Below are 20,030 nucleotides of genomic sequence, written 5' to 3'. Positions count from 1 at the left end.
GCGCCAGACACGTCATGCGCGGCAATCTGCAGTCCACTCCAGACAATCAGACCGAGCTCTATATCGGTCTGATGTCTGGCACTAGTCTAGACGGCGTCGATGCTGTTCTAGCCAGACTTCCACACCCATCATTACAAACTCAGACGGCATACGAGCGACCTTATGTGATCGCACGCTGGCATGAGCCTTTTGAGCCCCAGCTACGTGCCCAACTACTCGAACTACATACACCGCAATCGAATGAACTTCATCAAGCTGCGCTTATCAGCAATGCACTAGCCGACCTCTATGCCCGTGCTGTTCACAAACTACTGCAACAAACCAATTACACGTCTGACGCAATCATCGCTATCGGTGCACATGGACAAACCATCCGCCATCAACCTGATTTGCAATACACCATCCAGCTCAACGCCCCAGCTCGATTAGCTGAATTAACCCAAATTGATGTGATTGCAGATTTTCGGTCTCGCGACATTGCAGCAGGCGGCCAAGGCGCACCACTTGTACCGGCCTTTCATTCGTATTTGTTTGGAGATCAGCAAACACGTGTCATTCTGAACTTGGGTGGCATTGCCAATGTCACGATTCTTGAACCCAATGCGCCTGTACGCGGGTTTGATACCGGCCCAGCCAACATGCTAATGGATGCCTGGTGCGCATTGCATACAGGTGAACCATTTGATCGTGGCGGACAATGGGGTGCACAAGGCAAGGTCTCTGAATCTTTGCTGAACGCACTTATCGCTTCGCAGCCTTGGTTGTCACTGCCACCCCCAAAGTCCACGGGTCGCGATCTCTTCAATCTGAATTGGTTACAACAAACGTTGATTCCATTTCAAAATCAGCTCTCACCACAGGACGTCCAAGCCACCCTACAGCAACTCACAGCGCAAACCGTTTTTGACGCCTTACAACAGCTCAACATCCAGCCACCCATTCAACACGTCTACGGCTGCGGCGGTGGTGTGCACAACACGGCACTCATGGATCGTTTTAAAACGCTGGGCATTCATGTAACGCCCACCGATGAACTCGGTGTGGCTAGTCAGGACATGGAAGCGATGGCCTTTGCATGGCTCGCATGGAGCCACCACCATCGGATTGCCATTGCACTATCAGATGTGACAGGTGCACAAGGACCTCGCGTCCCTGGCGCACGTTGGCCTGCATAAAAAAGGAAAAAATGGCCACGGGTGAACGCACCCACGGCCACTGAAGATGCTAAAAAGTAGATTCGATGTGATCAATTACACGTCAAACGACGAGCCACATCCACATGTGGTTGCAGCGTTTGGATTGCGAATCACAAACTGCGCACCTTCCAGATCTTCTTTGTAGTCAATTTCGGCGCCCACCAGATACTGGAAGCTCATCGGATCGACCAATAACTGAACACCCATCTTTTCTAGAGACGTGTCATCTTCGTTCACGTCCTCATCAAAGGTAAATCCATACTGAAACCCGGAGCAACCCCCGCCTTGCACAAATACGCGCAATTTCAGGTTCGAATTACCTTCGTCAATCAACAGATCGCGCACCTTTTCAGCGGCTGAATCTGTAAACATAATTGGTGGCGGTGGCGCCTGCAGATCAACAGTTTCACTCACACTGCTCATGATGGTACTCCTGACATCAATGATCGTTAACAGCTCATTTTAGTCTAAGCTGCTGTCCTTAAACGGACCTTTACATGACGTGATCATAAACGATTTTATGCAACTATCGGGGATTACCCCCAACCACATCACGGTCATCCTCCACAGTGCCGACTTGACTCGTTGGGCAGAGTATCAGCAGGAATCGCTAATTTCCCGTCTCAGCCGCCACCAATGGTTTAATCAAATTCCCATATAATAAAACAAAACTTAGTTTTAGTAGACCATAAACCTTGGCTAAAAGCTCGCCTAAGATCATCGCGGCTTTAACCGCTCACTTCGATACCAGGAAATGTTTGTATGCGTCGTTTTTTACTCAAAAAACCATTCCCCGAATCACAAGCCAGGACTGGTCATGAATTAACCCGAACCATTGGTCTCGCGTCACTACTACTCATGGGTATCGGCAGCACACTGGGAACTGGCATCTTTTTTGTACTCACTGAAGCTGCACCTATGGCGGGTCCAGCCATCATTCTGTCATTTCTGATTGCCGCCATGGCAGCAGGCTTAACGGCTCTTTGCTATGCAGAAGTTGCGAGCGCCATCCCTGTTTCAGGCTCCTGCTACACCTACGCGTACATGACCATGGGTCAGGGCTTTGCGATTCTGGTTGGCGCGTGCCTTGTACTTGAGTGGGGTGTCGCAGCCGCTGCAGTTGCTGTCGGCTGGAGCCATTATCTGAATGAAGCCTTACGTCTAGTGACCGGCTGGCAGATTCCTGCTGTCTGGAGCATCTCTGCATTTCAAGCACCCACACCAGCAGATCCTCTACCGCATTACGGCAATTATCCTGCCATGGTAATGGTGATCCTCTGTGCCACTCTGCTTTTACGAGGCTCACGTCAATCGGCCACCATTAACGCTGTACTCACACTTCTTAAAATCGGCTTACTGACACTTTTTGCGATCGCTGTTATTCCGGCATTTCATGGCGAGAATTTTGAACCATTTATTCCGTACGGTATAGGCGGTATCAGCCAAGCAGCAGCAATTGTCTTTTTTAGTTTTGTGGGGCTTGACTCGATTGTCACGGCCAGCGAAGAAGCCATTCGACCCCATCGCAACATTCCACTGGCCATCCTAGGCGCGCTGGTCATCGTGACTATTATTTACGTTCTGATTACGATCTGCAGTCTGGGGGCTCAACCCATTACGGCCTTTGCCACGCAATCGGCTGGATTGTCGCAAATCTTATTGTCTGTCACCCACTCACCGATGAGCTCAATCATCTTGTCGACAGGCGCAGTCTTGTCCATATTTAGCGTCACACTCGTGGCACTCTACGGTCTTTCCAGAATCTATTTTGCCATGGCCAGAGACGGTCTGTTACCGCGAAAACTGGCACAACTCGATACGAAACAGGGTATTCCAAGGCAGGCTGTGTTTGCTGCGACGTTACTCGTTGTACCAGTCGCTGGCTTTGTACCGACAAAGCTACTCTGGGGGATGGTGAGCATCGGCACATTAGGTGCGTTTATTGCGGTTGCAATCTCGCTCATCCTTTTAAGAAAACAACACCCCACTATGCCGGGGCGGTTTCGTGTACCGCTGTACCCATTGACACCGGTCATCAGCATTGCTTGCTGCCTATATCTGATTCTGAGCCTAGACTTATCGGTTCAATTGGCATTTCTAGGTTGGCTGTGTTTTGCTTTGATCATCTGGTCAGTTTGTGGTCGCCCCAACCTCCAGACACCTGAGGAGATCGGGACAACAGACACTGAACCAAATCAGGGCAAAATCGCAACCTGATCTAAACCACTGGTTGCAGGCAGATCGAACATTAAGTTCATGTTTTGAACTGCCTGTCCAGACGCACCTTTCACCAAATTATCTTGCACCACCAAGACAATCAAGCGATCCGGATTGTCCGCTTGACGATGTAATGCGATACGCAACATGTTGGACGCACGCACACTACGTGTTTCAGGCAAAGCGCTTGCTGGCATCATGTCAACAAACGGTGCATCGGCGTAAAACGCCTCATACAACGCCTGACAGTCCATCTCACGTGCTTCAGGTGTCAGATTCACATACAGTGTTGTGAACATACCGCGCACCATAGGCACCAGATGTGGCACAAACGTGACCTGAACCTTTTGTCCCGTCAGTGCTTTAATTTGTTCGGTGATTTCAGGGTGATGGCGATGGCCAGAGACGCCATACGCTTTAAAGCTATCACTGACTTCTGAAAAGAGCGTCCCAACACTGGCACCACGACCAGCGCCGGTCACACCCGACTTGGCGTCTGCGATGATATTGCTTGTGTCAATCAGCACATTGGGCTTAAGCAATGGCGCAAGCCCCAGGATCACAGTGGTGGGATAACAACCTGGATTGCCAATCACCTTGGCTTCGCGAACCTTCTGGGTTTGCAGCTCGGGCAAACCATAGACAGACTCTGCCAGAATGTCTGGGCACGCATGTGGCATCTTGTACCACTTTTCAAAAACACCCGTATCTTGCAGACGAAAGTCAGCTGCCAGATCGATGATCCGTACGCCGGCATCGAGTAGCGTTTGAGCTTGGCTCATGGCCACACCATGCGGTGTCGCAAAAAACACTACATCACACGAAGTCAACGGTGCATTTTCAGGTGTTGTAAACGCAAGATCCACATGACCACGTAAGTTGGGGAACATGTCCGCCACACGTATACCCTCTTCCGAGCGCGATGTAATGGCTGTGATTTCGACATGCGGATGCTGCGACAACAGACGCAACAATTCCACGCCGGTATAACCGGTTCCGCCAACAATACCAACCTTAATGACAGGTTCTGCTCGCTTACTCATTTGCGCTTGACCTCTGATGGAAGATTTAAATGGGTATGGGTAGTGATTCATTCTAGCGCGTCAGCCATTGGAGACTTCAAGCAACGCCGTTGCGCATAAGGATATCGTGAGAGCTCTCACAAAATGTTCGCCCAAGACATCTATTGAAAAAAAAGCCACCCGAGGGTGGCTTCGTGCAACGCAGATTGATCGGGAGAACGACCAGATTCTGCTTTTAACGCTTACTGAACTGCTTGCGGCGACGTGCTTTGTGGAAACCGACTTTCTTACGTTCCACTTCACGTGCGTCACGTGTCACAAAACCTGCTTGTGACAAGGCAGACTTCAATGTTTCGTCATAGTCAATCAATGCACGTGTAATACCGTGACGGATTGCACCCGCTTGACCACTCTCACCACCACCGTGCACGTTGATTTTGAAATCAAACGATTCGAGGTGCTCTGTCAGAGTCAGCGGCTGGCGCACGATCATACGACCGGTTTCGCGCGCAAAAAATTCATCGACAGGCTTGCCATTAACAACAATGTTACCCGTACCTTTCTTCATAAAGACACGAGCCACTGACGTCTTGCGGCGGCCGGTACCATAGTTCCAGTTACCAATCATGTTCGACATCCTTAAAAGTCAAGAGGTTTGGGCTGCTGCGCACTATGCGGATGCTCTTCGCCAGCATAGATTTTCAGCTTTCTGATCATGGCGTAGCCAAGGGGACCCTTGGGCAACATGCCTTTGACCGCTTTTTGCAGTGCCTGACCTGGATGACGCTTTTGCAGCTTTTCAAAGCTGGTCTCGCGCAAACCACCCGGGTAACCGGTGTGACGGTAATAAATCTTGTCAGTTGCTTTCTTACCTGTGACCGCGATGTCAGCAGCGTTGATGATCACGATGTAATCGCCCGTGTCAACGTGAGGCGTGTATTCAGGTTTGTGTTTACCGCGCAGGCGTCGTGCGACTTCGCTGGCCACACGTCCAAGCACCTTGCCTTTTGCGTCAATCACGAACCAGTCACGCTTAACTTCATGCGGCTTTGCCACGAAAGTTTTCATGATTGGATTCCAATATAGTTAAACGTGGCAGGGGAATCCCGCCACCAATCGACCTTAATCGGACCCCAAGACGTTATCGTCCGCCCGTAGCTCCGCCCACTCAAAAAGGTGGTTTTTAAGGTAACTTCGAATAGTACCACACACTTAGCCGAATATCACAACAAACAATTATCAGCCTATCAGGTGCCGGCAATCGACATTTCAGGGATCAGAATGGACCCTGTACGCTTGCCACCTCGGATCAATTCATCACTCCCCACTGCAGCCATCCGCAAAAACATCTCTTTCAGATTGCCCGCAATGGTAATTTCTTCAACTGGATACTGGATCTCACCGTTTTCAACCCAATAACCAAACGCACCTCGAGAATAGTCACCAGTGACATAGTTCACACCTTGACCAATCAATTCGGTCACCAGCAAACCTGTCCCCATTTCCTTGAGCATCCAATCTAACGTATGGTGTGCTTGAGTGTCTCGAGAACGCAACACCAGATTGTGAGAACCACCCGCATGACCAGTTGTTCGCATACCCAGCTTTTTAGCCGTGTACGTCGAGAGAAAATAATTCTGCACTTCCCCGGCAGAAATGACCTGTCGAGCGCGGGTACGGACACCTTCGTTATCAAACAAACTGCTGCCAAATGCGCCGGGTATAAACGGGTTCTCATCGACTGAGATGTGATCAGCCAACACCTGCTGACCCAGAGAGCCCTCCAAAAATGACGCTTTTCGGTATAAGGCACCCCCACTCAACGCCTGTGTCAAAGCGCCCAGCAAACCCAAAGCTAAGGGCGCTTCAAAAATCACCGGCGCTTGTCGAGTCGAGAGACGACGTGCATCTAAACGAGACAGCGCCCGCTCAGCGGCATATTGACCCAGTTGTACAGGATCCGAAAGATCCTTGGCATTGCGCTGGCTCGAATACCAAAAATCACGTTGCATCCCATCACCACGGCCCGCAATCGGGACCACACTAATGCTATGTCGTGTCGTGCTGTAACCATTCATAAATCCACGGGAGTTTGCAAGTACAAACTGAGATTCACCCGTACTCACACTGGCGCCTTCCGTATTGGCAATCCGCGGATCCAGATCCCGTGCTGCCGTCTCGGCTTTCAACGCAATCTCGGTTGCCTCATCAACCTCCACCGACCAAGGGTGGTAGAGCGACAAATCAATGGCAGGCTCTAAAAACAGATCTTCAACGTCTGGCAGACCTGCCATGTCATCGTCTGCTGTATAGCGGGCAATACTCCAAGCCGCCTCAACGGTTTGCTCAATCGCCTGACGAGAAAAATCCGATGTGGAGGCACTACCGCGACGCTGACCAGCATAGACAGTCACGCCCAAGGCACCGCCTCGCGTCTGCTCCACGGTTTCCAGTGAGCCCATCCGTACCGACACCGACAAACCCTGCCCTTTGGAGACTTCAGCGGTCGCATCCGTCGCTCCTAAGGAGCGGGCGTAAGTCAGTGCTTGCGTGACCAGATCTTCAAACTGGGCCTTCTGTTCAACAATAGACATTGGTTGCATGCGATTTAGTATCCTGAAGTCAATGGCAAAAGATTTGTATGATAACGAAGTCCTGTCCTTAATCTTGGCACATACATGATGGATCACAACGATCAACCCGTCTCTGACGAAGAATATTTTGGCCCTAGCAAGTCACAAGTCAAACGAGAAATGCATGCTCTACAAGAGCTCGGCAAACAACTCGTGCTGGCTAGCGACCAGCATCTAAAGGTTTTAAACGAACAGTTACAACTCGATGAAAAGCTACTAGATGCGATTAAACTGGCCAAACGGCTCAATAGCCACGAGGCGCGCCGGCGCCAAATTCAGTACATCGGCAAACTCATGCGCCAAGCACCGCATGAAGCACTTGCTGCTGGTTTAGAATCACTGAATCGCGATGGCACACTCGCCACTGAAAACCTGCATCAAATTGAACATGAGCGTGATCAGTTACTCGCCAGCGATCAAGCATTGACCGCATGGCTCAAAACACACCCTCAGGTTGAAATACAAGTCATCCGTTCAATCATTCGGGCTGCCCGTCAGGAACAAGCCCGTAATGACAAGATTCGTGCTGAAGGTGCAACCAACGTCAAACCTCAGCACAAACACTATCGCGCCCTGTTTCAGGCGATTAAAGCCGCTCACGCAGCTAAGCCTGCAACAGACGACACCACTTTTTCCTCGGAGTAAGTACATTGGAACTTCTGGATTGTATTGAAATCGAAACCGCACCGAACCCAACTCACAGCATCATTTGGATGCATGGTTTGGGCGCTGATGGCAATGACTTTGCACCCTTGGTCCCAGCCTTAAATGTCACACGCCAATTGCCCATTCGCTTTGTATTTCCAAATGCCCCCCACCAGCCTGTGACGATCAATGGCGGCATGCGCATGCCTTCTTGGTATGACATTTTTATGCCTGGCCCCAATCGTCAGGAAGATGAAGCAGGCATCCTCGCTTCAGAAGAAGCCATCCGTTTGTTAATCAAACGAGAAAATGAACGCGGTATCCCAACAGACCGGATTGTGATCGCTGGGTTTTCTCAGGGATGCGCGATGACGCTGCATACAGGGCTTCGTTACCCAGAAAAACTCGCAGGCTTAATTGGTTTGTCTGGCTACCTACCACTGGCCAAAACTGCCCCGCAACACTGGTCGCCTGCCAATCAGAAAACACCGATCTTTCTGGCGCATGGCACCCATGACCCCATGGTGACCATTGATCGTGGCCTGGCAACTCGAGATGAACTGGATCGACACGGCTATGATGTGCGTTGGCACACCTACCCCATGCCACACAGTGTCTGCCCAGAGGAGGTCCATGACATTAACCAGTTCCTGGAACAAATCCTCCTTCAGAACCAAAAGTAAGACTAGGCGCAATCACGCTTAGCGGCCACTGTTTATTGAATTTAAGAACACTACACAAACTATGAACACCACCAACGATCGCCGTGTAAGAACACGTTTTGCACCCTCCCCAACAGGATATCTCCACTTGGGCGGTGCACGCACGGCATTATTTTCTTGGGCGTACGCACGACATTTTGGCGGCGACTTCGTTCTACGAATCGAAGACACAGATGTGGAACGCTCAAGTGAAGATGCGGTTCAAGCCATTTTGGACAGCATGAATTGGCTCGGACTTGACGCAGATGAAGGCCCCTACTACCAGATGCAGAACATGGCGCGTTATCGCGAAGTGGTTCAAGAGTTACTGGCAAGCGGACACGCCTACTACTGCTACAGCAGCCCTGAAGAGGTCGATCAGATGCGCGAAAAAGCCCGTCAGCTCGGACTCAAACCTCGCTATGACGGCACCTGGCGCCCTGAGCCCGGCAAAACATTGCCTGCCATCCCTGAAAACCGCCAGCCCGTGGTGCGCTTTAAAACACCATTGGATGGGGTGACCAGCTGGAATGACTTGGTCAAAGGCACAATCAGCATCGCCAACAGCGAATTGGATGATCTGATCATCGCAAGGCCTGATGGCACGCCGACCTATAACTTTTGCGTCGTTGTCGATGATTGGGACTCAGGTATCACACACGTGATTCGGGGCGACGATCATGTCAACAACACCCCACGTCAGATCAATATTCTCAAAGCACTGGGCGCCACACTCCCTGTCTATGGGCATGTCCCCATGATTCTGGGACCTGATGGTGAAAAACTCTCAAAACGCCACGGTGCTGTGAGTGTGACGGAATATGACGACGACGGCTATCTGCCAGAAGCTATGGTGAACTATCTGGCTCGTCTGGGTTGGAGTCATGGTGACGAGGAAATCTTTAGTCGTGAGCAGATGATCAGCTGGTTTGATGGTAAGAACCTGTCACGTTCTGCTTCACAGTGGGATCCACAAAAACTCAATTGGGTGAATGCGCATTACATCCGTCAGGCAGACCTCACACGACTCGCAAAAGCCATCGAACCTAGACTTCGTGCCTTGGGTGCTGATCCCGAGCGCGTCTCTTTAGTTGATGCGATTGCTCTGGTACGTGACCGTGCACACACCCTTGTCGAACTGGCGGATGCATGCCTTCTGTTTTGTGCAGACCCTGCTACACCCGATCCGGCGCTCATTGAAAAGCACATCACAGATCCGGCGCGCGTTGCATTGGCTGATTTCTTGGCTCGCGCTAAAGAATGCGCCTGGGATCGTAAAACCTTATCAGCTCTCATCAAAGAGTTGCTCAGTGCGCACGAACTCAAAATGCCACAACTTGCCATTCCGTTGCGTTTATTGATTGTAGGGACACCACAGACCCCAGCAATCGATGCTGTTCTAGAACTTCTGGGCCGTGAACGCGTCGTCGAACGTTTAGAGCTAGGCTTAAAGTAAGTCTTAAGGCACAAACCCTCGATTCTGGCATGACACAAAGCCACAGTCATGCCAGATCGATCAAATTCCACTTAAAACCCTCAAAAAACGGCATTTTCAACCGCCAAAACACATATTTTTTGAATAAGATAGGCTTTCTGAGAATATCCCGCTAACATATACAGGGTGTGTGCGCAATAAATGCTGTGCCAGAAATGTCTCAGCTCACTTTGCGTGCCTGTGATTTTGTCCCTGCAAGTCCCTGCATTCTGAAACTGCGCTGAGTCGTCGCTGGCACATCGCAATAGGAGAGATATCATGGCAACAGCCAAGAAAGCCGCTAAAAAAGTCGCAAAAAAAGCAACAAAAGCTGTGAAAGCCGCCAAAGAAGTCGCTGCTAAAAAAACAACTGCAACCAAAACAGCCACTGCCGCTAAAAAGGCAGTTGCTGCCAAAAAAACGGCCACTAAAAAAGTAGCCACAAAGAAAGCAGTTGCTAAAAAAGCCGTCGTCAGGAAAGTCGCAGCCAAAAAAACTGTCACGACAGCACCCACCGCAGCACCTAAAACGTCCGCCAAAGCAGCCGTTAAAACCACGGCCAGGAAAGTCAGTAAAACAGCTGCAAAGAGCGCAAAAACTGACATTAATCCAGTGGCATCCTGGCCATTTCCCACAAACTCCAGACCTTAACTGATGGGGTGCTTACACACACATCACAAGCGACGCTTGATACGTATTCACTTGACAAAAACACCGTCAGGTGAATTCAGGGCGTGCGGCTGCATTCATGCGACAATGCCGCGTCATATGCCATCACAGAAGATTTTGTAACAACCATGGTCAGCGAAATTTTGCAATTCCTTATCGAAATCGGTTTCACTATTTTAGGCATCGCGTTTTTAGCGCGCGGCTGGTTGTACGCGATTCGGTTTCATCCGTTTAACCCGTTTTCTCAACTCATATTTCGAGTCACAGAGTGGTTGTGTAAACCCTTGCGCACCATCTTGCCGTCAACGCGCTCCATTGATTTTGCGAGCTTCATCGGGGCTTATCTCAGTGCATTTGTCTATCTCATTGTGATGTGGACAGTCAGCACATTGACTCTGCCGCCTTTGTTTCTGGTCTTGCCAGCGCTAGGGGCAGCTGTCTTTACAGCATTGCGCTGGATGTTGAATCTGGTGATCTGGTTAACGCTGATTCAGGCTATTTTGTCTTGGGTTAATCCGATGGCACCCATCATGCCTGTTTTACGCACGCTCATGGCCCCTTTGTTGGAGCCAATACGCCGTATTTTGCCAAACCTGGGCGGTCTGGATTTCTCGCCGCTCGTGTTGCTGATTCTTGCCCAAATCGTCATGATGTCGCTCAATCGCATTAGCTACTCCATATTTGGTGTCTAAGCCAATCATCTTTGGTGTTTAAGCAGACAATCTACACAAAAGAAAACAGGCTGTTCTTCATCCTCGATTGACCAAGAGATGAAGAACAGCCTGTTTTTTATAACTTTTGTATGACTTAACCACAGGATTTAGCTTGCGGGCACAACGCGCACAGGACCGGCACCCGAGATCACCTGAACACGCTGACCTGCTCTCAATGGCACGTCGGCTTCTTGCGCGATCACGCGAACTTCACCGTTATCCAAGCGAACGGTCACTTCAAGACCATCGCTCCTACCTGCATACTGTTCTGCTTTCTCACCAACTAGTGCGCCCAGCAAAGCACCGCCGACGATTGCCAGATTACGACCTGTACCACCGCCAACACCGCTTCCTGCAACACCACCTAACGCACCCCCTGCCACCATGCCAACGCCGCTACTACGATCGTTCTGAATCGTGACAGCACGCACGGAAACCACCGTACCCATACGCACAACTTGTTCTGCTTGCGCTTGTCCGTGCGTATACACATTGGCTGACGAGCTGGGTGTTTGGCAACCTGATACGGTCAGCGCAGCTGCGCCTACAACAACCACAGCGCCAAACAATCTAACTGAACGGCGATTGACGCCTGAAATGATTGTGTTCATTCCTTCTCCTTCCTGTGACATCAAGTCAAAATAACCGTCACGACAACGTGACAATCTTTTATTTTACAAAGACTGGTTATAAGTTTTTTGTAAAAGCGCCTCAATGTGATCGCGCGTAAAAACATGATTCTGAGGACCTCGAGAAGCAATTTTGATCGATCCTAAGACATTACCAAGCATACACGCTTTTTCCCAGCCCATGCCCTGTGTCAGACCAAACAACAAACCCGCACGATGTGCATCACCACAACCTGTTGGATCGACGATCTCCGTCGCAGGCACGGGTGCAATCGACTGTTTACCTTGCGCCGTATACAAATCGGCGCCTTCGCAACCGCGGGTCACAACAATCGCTTGTAGGTTATTTGCAAGCTCTTGGATTGATTGTCCAGTTCTTTCTTCCACTACACTGGCTTCATAGTCATTGAGCGCCAAGGCGTCCACTTGTTTGATGACTTCAAGAAGTTCTTCGCCATTAAAGAGCGGCATTGCTTGCCCGAGGTCAAACATCACAGACGTTTGTGTTTTAGCGAGTTTCTCAACATGTGCCATCATTCCCGCTTTGGAATCAGGTGCCACAATCGCCCAAGCAGCGTTCTGAGCGTTGACTTCATTGTCAGCCGAATGCTCCATAGCACCCGGGTGAAATGCTGCAATCTGGTTGTCATCCAGGTCCGTGGTGATAAAGCACTGTGCGGTGAACGTTTGTGGCACAACCCGCAAATGACGAGTTTCGATCCCCATTTCTTTAAAACGATCCAAATAATCAACCGCATCTTCACCGATGGTCGCCACAGGAACAGGCGCACCACCTAGCATCTTGAGGTTGTATGCAATGTTGCCAGCACAACCCCCGAACTCACGACGCATCTGCGGCACTAAAAAGGACACGCTCAACATGTGAATGCGATCAGCGAGAATATGCTCTTTAAAACGACCATCAAATACGGCAATCGTATCAAACGCCATCGAACCGCAAATTAAAACTTCCTGTGTCATGATTGAACAAATCCTTTTCAAGCAGAGTCAAACAACGGATTCTTCGGTTGTTTATCTATTTAAATTCATGGAAAAAACTTCTCAACTTCAAATCCACTCACGCTAAGCCCTGTCACGTCTAAATCCAAGTTCAGCACCACTTCTTCTCGAGCTAAAAACGGTTGCGCCGGTTGCGATTGTGGTAAATATTCAGAAGGAGGGATCACTTTCTTAGCGACTACAGTGCCTGACGCATCGCTCAGTGACAACAAGAGATGTGGCCAGGGCTGTGGATCTGTGCTGCGATTCTGCATCGTCAACTTAAGCGCCATATTGAGCTGGTCATTGGCTTGTTTTTCAGGGCTTTGCTGCAAAGACGATCCAATAATCACAATGCGATCAATGCGCCGCACATAATTAACTTCGCAGTCAATTGGCTTACACACCCACACTAACAAAGGTCGGGTTTGCGGATATGCAGTCACGAGATCATTTCTGAAGTACACCAGTAACTGGAACACCAGCACAAACACCAAAAGCACAGACAAACCAGTCCAGAGAAACCAAGCGCCCCAAGACATGGACTCTTCATCGTCTAAAAACTCGGGTTCTTGCCAACCGACTGCAGACGGATCATCGCCACGCGTTCGTGACTCGCCCATCACCTGAAAAGGTTCATCACTGTCCTGAAACTCGTCATTGAGCGGCTCTTCAAAACTCGATGAACCTAGATATGGCTCATCCTCAGCATAGATAGCAGTCGCGGACGCTGACAGATTGTCAGGTCGGATCGCACTAAAAATCTGAATATCACTGGATTCAGATGTTTCTGAATCAGTCGCGTGGGCAGCGCCTATCGTACCTACAGCATCCGTGTGCGTTGGAAGCGACTCAATCGGGGGGATAATCGGGGTCTCAGGGGGAGCTTCAGGGATGTGCTCTAAAGGGCTCTCAGTGATAGGCTCTTCCGATGACGCCTGAGCAGAGCCAATCTGTTGTGTCAGCGTTGGCACACTGCCTTGAAGGCCGTCATATCCATCAAAGACATGTCGACACTGTCCACACCGAACCAAACCGTCATGCTGTTTAAGCTGATCCGGTGTTACCGCAAAGCCACTTTGGCATTTCGGGCAACGCGTGATCAAGCTCATGCCATGGACCGTCCTTCGAGCTGACCCGCTAGACACACCCAGCCATCTAGCGTGCGCCAGACCGACAAAGACACCCAGGGGGCGTAAAAGCTTGCCACGTCCTGCGCTTGCTCAGCCAGAACCCCTGACAAAATCAAATGTCCACCAGGCGCAACACGGGCCGATAGCAAAGGTGCTAGCACTTTCAGTGGGCTCGATAAAATATTGGCAACCACCACATCAAAAACACCACCCTCCTGAACGTCAGGTAATGCGTGAGGTAAACCGACTTTCAGCTTGGCTTCGTTAATCTGTGCATTAAGCTCAGTGGTTTGTACCGCTTGCTCATCAATGTCCACACCCCAGACATCGCCAGCACCTAGGCGCTGTGCGGCAATCGCTAAAATGCCAGAACCGCAGCCATAATCCAGCACACTGGCACCCACCGGCAAATGCTCACTGAGCCATTGCAAACACAAGTGCGTCGTTGGATGACTGCCGGTTCCAAACGCAAGCCCAGGATCCAACTCCAACACCACTTTTTGTGGTGCGTTTTTATCCGCGTCAGCTTCTGACGCTTGGATTAATTGCTCATGCTCATCACGATGCCAAGAGGGCACAATCATGAGACGATCACTGACATCAATCGGACCAAACTGAGATTGCGTCATGCGCACCCAGTCCTGATCCTCAACCGTTTGCTCTGTCCATCCAGTCAAATCGATCGATAACAAAGCTTCCATTTCAGTGACCAGTTCTTGCGCCTCTAACTGTGCTGGCAACAGCACCGTCAAACGGCAATTCGGCCACTTTTGTTCATGGGCCAAACTGCCAGGCTCACCAAATAGAGGCGACTCATCAGGCGTATCCACGTCTGCATCCTCAACGCTGGTGCTCAACACACCGGCCTCGAGTAATGCATCGGTTAACGCATCGACCTGTTGGTCATTGCAATGGAGAATCAGCTCATGCACGATTACTCAACTTCTTCTCAAGATAGTGAATACTGGTGCCACCTTGTGCAAAGGCGGCATCAACCATCAGGTCTTTGTGCAAATCGACGTTGGTCTGAATACCTTCAATCACTGTTTCAGACAACGCAGTGCGCATTCTGGCCAAAGCCTGCTCGCGAGTGTCACCATACGTGATGATCTTTGCGATCATCGAGTCGTAATAAGGAGGCACAAAATAACCGTTGTAAGCATGTGAATCAATCCGCACACCAGGTCCGCCTGGCATGTGCCAGTGCGTAATACGTCCTGGGCTTGGGATGAATTTCACGGGGTCTTCCGCATTAATTCGGCATTCAATGGCGTGGCCACGGAACTGAATATCACGTTGACGCAACGTAAATGGCTCACCGGCAGCAATCAGAATCTGTTGCTGAATCAAGTCAATCCCTGTAATAAACTCAGTCACAGGGTGCTCAACCTGAATACGTGTATTCATTTCGATGAAATAAAACTCACCGTTTTCATACAAGAACTCAAAGGTTCCAGCGCCTCGATAACCAATTTTCTTACAAGCTTCGACACAACGCTCACCGATGCGCTCAACTTGTTTACGTGAAATGCCGGGAGCCGGTGCCTCTTCAATCACTTTCTGGTGGCGACGCTGCATAGAGCAGTCACGCTCACCTAACCAGACGGCACGACGTCCACCATCGGCAAGCACCTGAATCTCAATATGGCGTGGGTTCTCAAGGAACTTCTCCATATAGACTTCGGCGTTATTAAAAGCAGCCAGCGCTTCGGTTTTAGTCGTGGCGACCGCACCGAGCAAAGCCGCTTCAGTGTGAACGACGCGCATCCCGCGCCCACCACCACCGCCAGCCGCTTTAATGATGACTGGGTAACCAATCCGCTTGGCTGTCTCAATAATCACCTGTGGATCGTCAGGCAAAGCGCCTTCAGAACCCGGTACAACCGGCAAACCGGCTGCGATCATGGCGTTTTTTGCACTGACTTTATCGCCCATGATACGAATTGATTCCGGTGTCGGTCCGATAAAGACAAAGCCGCTTTTTTCAACACGTTCCGCAAAATCAGCATTTTCAGCTAAAAAGCCATATCCAGGGTGAATCGCAGCCGCATCCGTCACTTCAGCGGCTGAGATGATGGCGGGCATATTCAGGTAGCTGTCTTTGGAAGCAGCGGGTCCGATACACACCGACTCATCGGCCAGACGCACGTATTTGGCATCGCAATCGGCTTGCGAGTGCACAACAACGGTTTTAATGCCCAACTCTCGGCAGGCCCGCTGAATGCGCAACGCAATTTCGCCACGGTTGGCGATCAGAATTTTATCAAACATGCTTAGTCTATGACAAAAAGTGGTTGACCAAATTCAACGGGTTCACCGTTGTCGATCAGAATTTCTTTGATGACGCCAGCCCGGTCTGCTTCGATTTCGTTGAGCAACTTCATGGCTTCCACGATGCACAGAGCCTGGCCTTCGCGAACCGAGTCACCGACTTCAACAAAAGGTTTGGCACCTGGGCTTGGGGCACGATAGAAAGTGCCAACCATTGGGGCTTTAATTAGGTTTTCATCGGGGATAGCACCACCCGCGTTGGGCGACTCATCCGCACCGGATACGGCTGCTGCAGCGGCCACAGCTGGTACCGAGACAGTCACAGGCGCTGGTGCGGCACTGACAACTGCAGTCGGTGCAACAGACTTGACGATGCGAACCATGTCCTCACCTTCGGTGATTTCCAGTTCTGCAATGTCTGACTCTGCTACCAAGTCAATAAGCGTTTTAAGTTTGCGCAGATCCATATTGTATGTATTCCGTGAGGGATCAGTAAGGTAACTGTGTTGATCAATGACCGTGCCCGCAATTAGGCGACGGCCTCCAAATCTGTAGGTTGCCGGGCAATAAAATGCAGCGCAGCTTCATAGCTCATTGCGCCCAATCCAGCAATGACGCCACGTGCTAAGTCACTCAGGTAGGAGTGATGGCGAAACGGTTCGCGCGCGTGGACGTTTGATAAATGCACTTCAATAAAAGGACGATCGATGGCGGCCAGTGCATCGCGAATGGCCACACTTGTATGGGTATAAGCACCCGCGTTGATCACCAACCAGGTGGTTCCATCTGAACGCGCCTGCTGGATACGGGTCACAAGTTCACCTTCACCGTTGGCCTGAAACGTCGTCAACGCCATATTCAGGGAACGCGCCAGCGTCTCGAGTGAGCGATTAAGCTCGTCGAGAGTGAGGCTTCCGTAGATTTCAGGCTCACGCAAACCCAACATATTTAAGTTGGGACCGTGCACCACGAGGATGCGATGAAGCATACCTATTAACCAGTCCTTAAAATGTGTCGAAACACGTTAATTGTCGCCAATTGTACATACACCTGTTTCAAGACACCAACATCTGTTTGATTTTCGACTCTAAAACCTCAGGGTTAATTTCGCCTTTAATCGTCTCGACCAGCTCGCCATCGGCATTAATCAAGACCGTAAATGGCAAACCACCTTGCGTATTTCCCAATGCTTTTGTTAATGAAATACCGCCATGCCCAGCCACATAAATCGGAAATGTCACAGGAATCTTGTCAAGAAACTTCGTGACATTGTCTGGACTATCGATGGCCACACCAAGCACCTTAGCTTGCGGAATCTCTGTCGACAGTGTTTCTAAAGCCGGCATTTCACGCACGCACGGCCCACACCAGCTCGCCCAGAAGTTTAAGACAAGCGGAGTGCCTAACCACTCACGCATCGACACAGGCTGCTTTTGCAGATCGGGCAATTGCGCATCAAAAAATGTCTGAACCTCAGGGCTCAGTGTTTTAGGCGTTAGGCTGCGATTGGCTTGTGGTGCCTTATGCGCGCTTGAGCGCCAAGCCGCCCAGCCGCCAAAGCCAAGCACCCCCAAACCGACCAAACCAGCAATCCATGTTCTTCGTTTCATACCGACATCATAACGCCGTGTCCGAACAATTCGCACGAAACCTGTCGATATGCTTTTGACAAGACATAGAATGGGCAGCGAGTTCTTGCCCGTTACAGGTAAAATGGCCCGCAAGGAGAGATGGCATGCATTTACATATTCTGGGAATTTGCGGAACCTTTATGGGAGGTCTCGCACTCATTGCGCGCGCAGCAGGTCACCGAGTCACAGGTTGTGACCAAGCGACCTACCCGCCCATGAGTACACAACTTGAAGAGCAAGGCATTGATCTCATCGAAGGATTTGATGCGGATCAGATCAACCTAAAGCCGGATCTCTTCGTCGTGGGCAATGTCGTGACACGCGGCAATCCACTCATGGAAGCCATTCTCGATCAAGGCTTGCCATATATTTCAGGTCCACAATGGCTAGGTGAACACGTTCTACAAAACCAGCACGTTCTATCGGTTGCTGGCACACATGGTAAAACCACCACCAGCGCGATGCTGACCTGGATCCTTCATCAAAACGGTTACGCACCCAACTTCCTCATTGGTGGTGTCGCACCCGATTTAAATGTGTCCGCTCACTTTGATCCGGCCAATCGATACTTTGTGATTGAAGCCGACGAATACGACACAGCTTTCTTTGATAAGCGCTCCAAATTTGTGCACTATCGCAGCCGAACAGCGATTCTGAATAACCTTGAATTCGATCACGCGGACATTTTTTCTGATCTAAACGCCATTGAAACGCAATTTCACCATCTCGTTCGCACTATTCCCAGCTCCGGACAAATCATTGTGCCCGCGGATGATTCGGCATTAGAGCGCGTTCTCGAACGGGGTTGCTGGACGCCAGTGGTGCGCTTTCTTCATAAAGACAGCTGGCACGTTGTACAGAATCATGAAGGCGACGACGTTATTTATCTAGGCGAAAAAGAAATTGGTGCATTACGCTGGTCACTCACAGGTCGGCACAATCTACACAATGGACTGGCCGCTATGGCCGCCGCTGCGCATATCGGTGTGGAGCCCGCCCAAGCTTTACAGGCACTGAACACATTTGGCGGTGTGAAGCGACGCATGGAAGTCCGTGGTGTCATCGCAGACATCACGGTGTATGACGATTTTGCACATCACCCCAGTGCCATTGAAACCACATTACAAGGCTTGCGAGCCAAGCTCGGACCTGACAAACGAATCTTGGCCGTCTTAGAACCACGCTCAAACACCATGAAACTAGGTGCCATGGCGACTCGACTGGCCGACTCTTTAAAAACAGCCGATCTTGTGTATTGTTATGCTGAGCACAGTGGCAAGCATCAATTGCAATGGGACGCTGACAAAGTCCTGGCGCCCTTGGGTGATCGACAATTTGTACACACCGATGTCGACACGATGGTTGCTGACATCACCCAAACTGCACAACCAGGTGATCACATCGTCATGATGAGTAATGGCAGCTTCAAGCAAGCGCACGACAAGTTGCTTGATTCCTTAAAAAAACATTTTTCGCAGGAGACCGCGTGATTTTATATCTGCACGGCTTTCGTTCTTCACCCCAGTCATTTAAATCCCAGCGTCTACGCAAGCATTTAGCGTCGCTTGGACGTCTGTCGCAATGGGCTTGCCCCGCTTTACCTGTGCAGCCTGACCAAGCCATTCAGATCGCATCCGATGAAGCGCAACGTCTATTGCGTGAGCACCCAGACGCGACACCCGATCAGCTCACAATTATCGGATCGTCTTTAGGTGGGTTTTACGCCATTTATCTGGCCGAAAAACTGGGCTGCCGTGCGGTGCTTTTAAATCCAGCCGTGCATGCCGACCGCGACCTAGAGAAGTATTTGGGCGAACTCACCAACTTCCACACGGGAGAAGCTGCCCTCTTTACACGCGAAGATCTAGACAACCTACGTGCCCTCGTCGTGCCCAACATCACACGCCCTGAGCGCTACTTTTTAATCGCCGCCACAGGCGATGAAGTGCTGAACTGGCGTGAAATGCAAGCCATGTTTGCGCAGAGCCCACAAAAAATCATCGCCGGCAGCGATCACGGACTGTCCGACTTCGAACAACACCTTACCGATGTCATGGCGTTTGTTGACGCCAACACTCAGAAATAATCAGGCGACTT

At 50.5% G+C, this 20,030-nt stretch carries 22 protein-coding genes; 9 read left to right on the top strand and 13 right to left on the bottom strand.

Going from position 1 to position 20,030, the window contains the following annotated elements; all coding sequences use genetic code 11:
- Positions 1 to 14: 14 nt before the first annotated feature.
- Positions 15 to 1,175, top strand: coding sequence for an anhydro-N-acetylmuramic acid kinase (locus tag ACOI06_RS02845; RefSeq protein ID WP_420660980.1), 1,161 nt, complete (start codon positions 15 to 17; stop codon positions 1,173 to 1,175).
- Positions 1,176 to 1,250: 75 nt separating this feature from the next.
- Here the strand turns inward: ACOI06_RS02845 and erpA are convergent, their stop codons facing one another.
- Positions 1,251 to 1,619, bottom strand: a complete 369-nt coding sequence (gene erpA / locus ACOI06_RS02840) for an iron-sulfur cluster insertion protein ErpA (RefSeq protein ID WP_420660979.1) — start codon at positions 1,617 to 1,619, stop codon at positions 1,251 to 1,253.
- A gap of 339 nt (positions 1,620 to 1,958) precedes the next feature.
- Between erpA and ACOI06_RS02835 the strand changes: the two genes are divergently transcribed.
- The gene (locus tag ACOI06_RS02835; RefSeq protein WP_420660978.1) at positions 1,959 to 3,413 is read left to right on the top strand and encodes an amino acid permease; all 1,455 of its coding nucleotides are present in this window, start codon (positions 1,959 to 1,961) and stop codon (positions 3,411 to 3,413) included.
- Here the strand turns inward: ACOI06_RS02835 and argC are convergent.
- The 4 genes from argC to pmbA form a co-directional block, all read right to left on the bottom strand.
- The gene (gene argC, locus ACOI06_RS02830) at positions 3,392 to 4,456 is read right to left on the bottom strand and encodes an N-acetyl-gamma-glutamyl-phosphate reductase (RefSeq protein ID WP_420660977.1); all 1,065 of its coding nucleotides are present in this window, start codon (positions 4,454 to 4,456) and stop codon (positions 3,392 to 3,394) included. The two genes, ACOI06_RS02835 and argC, sit on opposite strands and share 22 nt — an antisense overlap.
- 214 nt (positions 4,457 to 4,670) lie before the next feature.
- Positions 4,671 to 5,063 (bottom strand): 30S ribosomal protein S9, encoded by a 393-nt coding sequence (gene rpsI / locus ACOI06_RS02825; protein ID WP_420660976.1) that lies wholly within the window; start codon positions 5,061 to 5,063, stop codon positions 4,671 to 4,673.
- Between the two features lie 11 nt (positions 5,064 to 5,074).
- The gene (rplM, locus tag ACOI06_RS02820; RefSeq protein ID WP_420660975.1) at positions 5,075 to 5,503 is read right to left on the bottom strand and encodes a 50S ribosomal protein L13; all 429 of its coding nucleotides are present in this window, start codon (positions 5,501 to 5,503) and stop codon (positions 5,075 to 5,077) included.
- A gap of 179 nt (positions 5,504 to 5,682) precedes the next feature.
- Positions 5,683 to 7,038, bottom strand: coding sequence for a metalloprotease PmbA (pmbA, locus tag ACOI06_RS02815; RefSeq protein WP_420660974.1), 1,356 nt, complete (start codon positions 7,036 to 7,038; stop codon positions 5,683 to 5,685).
- Between the two features lie 75 nt (positions 7,039 to 7,113).
- On the opposite strand from pmbA, the gene yjgA reads away from it, so the two are divergent.
- The 5 genes from yjgA to ACOI06_RS02790 all read left to right on the top strand — a co-directional run bounded on the left by yjgA (position 7,114) and on the right by ACOI06_RS02790 (position 11,249).
- Complete coding sequence (gene yjgA, locus ACOI06_RS02810; RefSeq protein ID WP_420660972.1) at positions 7,114 to 7,713, top strand: ribosome biogenesis factor YjgA; 600 nt, start codon at positions 7,114 to 7,116, stop codon at positions 7,711 to 7,713.
- 5 nt (positions 7,714 to 7,718) lie between these two features.
- Complete coding sequence (locus ACOI06_RS02805; RefSeq protein WP_420660971.1) at positions 7,719 to 8,396, top strand: alpha/beta hydrolase; 678 nt, start codon at positions 7,719 to 7,721, stop codon at positions 8,394 to 8,396.
- A gap of 61 nt (positions 8,397 to 8,457) precedes the next feature.
- Complete coding sequence (gene gltX, locus ACOI06_RS02800; RefSeq protein ID WP_420660970.1) at positions 8,458 to 9,870, top strand: glutamate--tRNA ligase; 1,413 nt, start codon at positions 8,458 to 8,460, stop codon at positions 9,868 to 9,870.
- A 297-nt stretch (positions 9,871 to 10,167) separates the two neighbouring features.
- Positions 10,168 to 10,539: a histone gene (locus ACOI06_RS02795; RefSeq protein WP_420660969.1), complete on the top strand. Its 372-nt coding sequence runs from the start codon at positions 10,168 to 10,170 to the stop codon at positions 10,537 to 10,539.
- Between the two features lie 146 nt (positions 10,540 to 10,685).
- The gene (locus ACOI06_RS02790; protein WP_420661023.1) at positions 10,686 to 11,249 is read left to right on the top strand and encodes a YggT family protein; all 564 of its coding nucleotides are present in this window, start codon (positions 10,686 to 10,688) and stop codon (positions 11,247 to 11,249) included.
- A 128-nt stretch (positions 11,250 to 11,377) separates the two neighbouring features.
- Here ACOI06_RS02790 and ACOI06_RS02785 read toward each other — a convergent pair whose 3' ends face one another.
- The 8 genes from ACOI06_RS02785 to ACOI06_RS02750 all read right to left on the bottom strand — a co-directional run bounded on the left by ACOI06_RS02785 (position 11,378) and on the right by ACOI06_RS02750 (position 17,912).
- Positions 11,378 to 11,881 carry a glycine zipper 2TM domain-containing protein gene (locus ACOI06_RS02785; RefSeq protein ID WP_420660968.1) on the bottom strand — a complete coding sequence of 168 codons (504 nt, stop codon included), beginning with the start codon at positions 11,879 to 11,881 and terminating at the stop codon, positions 11,378 to 11,380.
- A 63-nt stretch (positions 11,882 to 11,944) separates the two neighbouring features.
- A complete protein-coding gene (locus ACOI06_RS02780) occupies positions 11,945 to 12,880 on the bottom strand; it encodes a carbohydrate kinase family protein (protein WP_420660967.1) in 936 nt (311 codons plus the stop codon).
- 65 nt (positions 12,881 to 12,945) lie between these two features.
- On the bottom strand, positions 12,946 to 14,010 hold the full coding sequence (locus tag ACOI06_RS02775) for a zinc-ribbon and DUF3426 domain-containing protein (protein WP_420660966.1): 1,065 nt from the start codon (positions 14,008 to 14,010) through the stop codon (positions 12,946 to 12,948).
- Complete coding sequence (gene prmA / locus ACOI06_RS02770; protein ID WP_420660965.1) at positions 14,007 to 14,963, bottom strand: 50S ribosomal protein L11 methyltransferase; 957 nt, start codon at positions 14,961 to 14,963, stop codon at positions 14,007 to 14,009. The genes ACOI06_RS02775 and prmA overlap by 4 nt, the downstream gene beginning before the upstream one ends.
- Entirely contained in the window at positions 14,956 to 16,302 is a 1,347-nt protein-coding gene (gene accC / locus ACOI06_RS02765) for an acetyl-CoA carboxylase biotin carboxylase subunit (RefSeq protein WP_420660964.1), read from the bottom strand. Before accC ends, prmA begins: the two co-directional genes overlap by 8 nt.
- 2 nt (positions 16,303 to 16,304) lie before the next feature.
- A complete protein-coding gene (gene accB / locus ACOI06_RS02760; RefSeq protein WP_420660963.1) occupies positions 16,305 to 16,769 on the bottom strand; it encodes an acetyl-CoA carboxylase biotin carboxyl carrier protein in 465 nt (154 codons plus the stop codon).
- Positions 16,770 to 16,831: 62 nt separating this feature from the next.
- A complete protein-coding gene (gene aroQ, locus ACOI06_RS02755; protein ID WP_420660962.1) occupies positions 16,832 to 17,290 on the bottom strand; it encodes a type II 3-dehydroquinate dehydratase in 459 nt (152 codons plus the stop codon).
- A gap of 67 nt (positions 17,291 to 17,357) precedes the next feature.
- Positions 17,358 to 17,912: a TlpA family protein disulfide reductase gene (locus ACOI06_RS02750; RefSeq protein WP_420660961.1), complete on the bottom strand. Its 555-nt coding sequence runs from the start codon at positions 17,910 to 17,912 to the stop codon at positions 17,358 to 17,360.
- 125 nt (positions 17,913 to 18,037) lie between these two features.
- Between ACOI06_RS02750 and mpl the strand changes: the two genes are divergently transcribed.
- Together mpl and ACOI06_RS02740 are read left to right on the top strand one after the other, a co-directional pair.
- Positions 18,038 to 19,423 (top strand): UDP-N-acetylmuramate:L-alanyl-gamma-D-glutamyl-meso-diaminopimelate ligase, encoded by a 1,386-nt coding sequence (mpl, locus tag ACOI06_RS02745; protein WP_420660960.1) that lies wholly within the window; start codon positions 18,038 to 18,040, stop codon positions 19,421 to 19,423.
- Positions 19,420 to 20,019 (top strand): YqiA/YcfP family alpha/beta fold hydrolase, encoded by a 600-nt coding sequence (locus ACOI06_RS02740; RefSeq protein WP_420660959.1) that lies wholly within the window; start codon positions 19,420 to 19,422, stop codon positions 20,017 to 20,019. Before mpl ends, ACOI06_RS02740 begins: the two co-directional genes overlap by 4 nt.
- The last annotated feature ends 11 nt before the right edge of the window (positions 20,020 to 20,030 follow it).

Origin of the sequence: Orrella sp. 11846 (genome assembly GCF_048820935.1) — a bacterium.
GTDB lineage: Bacteria > Pseudomonadota > Gammaproteobacteria > Burkholderiales > Burkholderiaceae_B > Algicoccus.
Note: the sequence above shows the minus strand (reverse complement) of the source record. Positions and strands in the feature narration are given on the sequence as shown.

Coding starts and splice junctions, on each gene's coding strand:
- erpA (WP_420660979.1), bottom strand. CDS start 1,619: ATGAGCAGTGTGAGTGAAACTGTTGATCTGCAGGCGCCACCGCCACCA.
- ACOI06_RS02750 (WP_420660961.1), bottom strand. CDS start 17,912: ATGAAACGAAGAACATGGATTGCTGGTTTGGTCGGTTTGGGGGTGCTT.
- argC (WP_420660977.1), bottom strand. CDS start 4,456: ATGAGTAAGCGAGCAGAACCTGTCATTAAGGTTGGTATTGTTGGCGGA.
- aroQ (WP_420660962.1), bottom strand. CDS start 17,290: ATGCTTCATCGCATCCTCGTGGTGCACGGTCCCAACTTAAATATGTTG.
- accC (WP_420660964.1), bottom strand. CDS start 16,302: ATGTTTGATAAAATTCTGATCGCCAACCGTGGCGAAATTGCGTTGCGC.
- ACOI06_RS02785 (WP_420660968.1), bottom strand. CDS start 11,881: ATGAACACAATCATTTCAGGCGTCAATCGCCGTTCAGTTAGATTGTTT.
- mpl (WP_420660960.1), top strand. CDS start 18,038: ATGCATTTACATATTCTGGGAATTTGCGGAACCTTTATGGGAGGTCTC.
- rpsI (WP_420660976.1), bottom strand. CDS start 5,063: ATGATTGGTAACTGGAACTATGGTACCGGCCGCCGCAAGACGTCAGTG.
- accB (WP_420660963.1), bottom strand. CDS start 16,769: ATGGATCTGCGCAAACTTAAAACGCTTATTGACTTGGTAGCAGAGTCA.
- ACOI06_RS02790 (WP_420661023.1), top strand. CDS start 10,686: ATGGTCAGCGAAATTTTGCAATTCCTTATCGAAATCGGTTTCACTATT.
- yjgA (WP_420660972.1), top strand. CDS start 7,114: ATGATGGATCACAACGATCAACCCGTCTCTGACGAAGAATATTTTGGC.
- ACOI06_RS02795 (WP_420660969.1), top strand. CDS start 10,168: ATGGCAACAGCCAAGAAAGCCGCTAAAAAAGTCGCAAAAAAAGCAACA.
- pmbA (WP_420660974.1), bottom strand. CDS start 7,038: ATGCAACCAATGTCTATTGTTGAACAGAAGGCCCAGTTTGAAGATCTG.
- ACOI06_RS02780 (WP_420660967.1), bottom strand. CDS start 12,880: ATGACACAGGAAGTTTTAATTTGCGGTTCGATGGCGTTTGATACGATT.
- ACOI06_RS02775 (WP_420660966.1), bottom strand. CDS start 14,010: ATGAGCTTGATCACGCGTTGCCCGAAATGCCAAAGTGGCTTTGCGGTA.
- ACOI06_RS02845 (WP_420660980.1), top strand. CDS start 15: ATGCGCGGCAATCTGCAGTCCACTCCAGACAATCAGACCGAGCTCTAT.
- gltX (WP_420660970.1), top strand. CDS start 8,458: ATGAACACCACCAACGATCGCCGTGTAAGAACACGTTTTGCACCCTCC.
- rplM (WP_420660975.1), bottom strand. CDS start 5,503: ATGAAAACTTTCGTGGCAAAGCCGCATGAAGTTAAGCGTGACTGGTTC.
- ACOI06_RS02835 (WP_420660978.1), top strand. CDS start 1,959: ATGCGTCGTTTTTTACTCAAAAAACCATTCCCCGAATCACAAGCCAGG.